This window comes from Aquitalea sp. S1-19 (assembly GCF_024343515.1).
The window spans coordinates 1-1,870 of sequence record NZ_RJTZ01000254.1 but is presented as its reverse complement, the minus strand read 5'-3'; the positions used below and the strand labels follow the sequence as shown (position 1 = coordinate 1,870).

2 protein-coding genes are annotated in these 1,870 nt (G+C 60.6%); both read right to left on the bottom strand.

Translation table 11 applies throughout. The features are described 5' to 3' along the window. Window positions 1–1,141 (bottom strand): UDP-N-acetylmuramate:L-alanyl-gamma-D-glutamyl-meso-diaminopimelate ligase (gene mpl / locus EGI20_RS17980; RefSeq protein WP_498633062.1); only part of this gene is annotated, 1,141 nt, incomplete at its 3' end. Window positions 1,142–1,280: 139 nt separating this feature from the next. Then, on the bottom strand, window positions 1,281–1,870 hold a 590-nt coding region (locus EGI20_RS17975), incomplete at its 5' end, for an adenylosuccinate synthetase (RefSeq protein WP_498633061.1).

Genomic DNA, 1,870 nt, shown 5'->3' with positions numbered 1-1,870 from the left:
GCGCATCCTTCATCGCACCGAGTTTCATGGTATTGGAGCGAGGCTCCAGCACCGCCAGAATGCGTGCATTGCCCACCTTGGCGCGCAAACCGGCGACCGTAGTGGCAATCGCTGTCGGGTGATGGGCAAAGTCGTCGTACACGGTTACCCCGTTCGCCACGCCTTTCACCTCCATGCGCCGCTTCACATTCACAAAGCGGGACAGGGCATCGATACTCTGCTTGACCGTCACGCCGGCATGGCGTGCCGCGGCAATCGCGGCCAGTGCATTCAGACGGTTGTGCTCCCCCATCAGGCCCCAGCCTACCCGGCCCTGCTGCACGCCATCCAGCAACACCTCGAAGCTGCCGTCAGCGGCGACATCCCCCACCTGCCAGCCGCCATCGACACCGAAAGGCTCGACCGGCGTCCAGCAACCGCGCGCCAGCACCCGCTCCAGCGCGGCCTCGCGGCCATTGGCCACGACCAGTCCTTTGGACGGCACGGTACGCACCAAGTGATGAAACTGGGTCTCGATCGCCGGCAGATCGGCAAAAATATCGGCGTGATCGAACTCGAGATTGTTCAGCACGGCGGTGCGCGGGCGGTAGTGGACAAACTTGGAGCGCTTGTCGAAAAAAGCAGTGTCGTATTCGTCGGCCTCGATCACGAAAAACGGGCTTTCGCTGGCCGGATCCTGCTGTGGCGAGCCCGGCAGGCGGGCCGAGATACCGAAGTTCTCAGGAATGCCGCCAATCAGAAAGCCCGGAGCCAGGCCGGCATCTTCCAGTATCCAGGCCAGCATGGCACTGGTGGTGGTTTTGCCATGGGTGCCGGCCACCGCCAGCACCCAGCGTCCCTGTAAGACATGCTCGGCCAGCCACTGCGGGCCGGAAATATACGGCAGGCCGCGATCGAGGATCTCTTCCATCAAGGGTTTGCCGCGCGTCACCACATTGCCCACCACATACATATCCGGCTCCAGCGCAATCTGCTCGGCGCCAAAGCCTTCGATAAGCTCGATGCCCATCGCTTCGAGCTGGGTACTCATCGGCGGGTAAACATGGGTATCGCAACCGGTGACGCGGTGCCCCGCCTGCTTGGCGATGGCGGCAATACCGCCCATAAAAGTGCCACAAATGCCTAGGATATGGATGTGCATGGAAAACGTCGCGTAGATAAGGCCATAAGGCCGAAAAACGCAAGCTTACGCACGAAGCGCGTCCCCCTCAAGCATACGGTGTCGCTGGAAATGCAAAAAGACCCGCCAGGCGGGTCTTTTTATCGGGGCAGAACAGCGCTTACAGGCCGTAAGGGTGCTGCAGCACGATGGTTTCTTCGCGATCCGGACCGGTAGACACGATGGCAACCGGTGCGCCGCACACTTCGGCGATGCGTGTCAGGTAAGCCTGAGCATTGGCCGGCAGCTTATCCCAGGTTTTGGTACCGAAAGTCGTTTCGCTCCAACCCGGCATCACTTCATAGATAGGCTCGCACTTGCTGACAGCATCCGAACCGAACGGCAGGATATCGATCTTCTTGCCGTCAAGCATATAACCCACGCACAGCTTGATCTCTTCCAGACCGTCCATTACGTCCAGCTTGGTCACGCACAGGCCGGTTACGCCATTGATCTGGATCGAACGCTTGAGCGCGGCAGCATCGAACCAGCCACAGCGACGCGGACGTCCGGTGACCGAACCGAACTCATTGCCACGCTCGGCCAGGAAAGCACCGATTTCGTTTTCCTGCTCGGTCGGGACTGGACCGGAACCTACGCGGGTGGTGTAGCCCTTAACGATACCCAGCACATAGCTGAGCATTTGCGGCGCGACACCGGCACCTGGTGCAGCAGCACCTGCTACGCAGTTGGACGAGGTCACAAACGGGT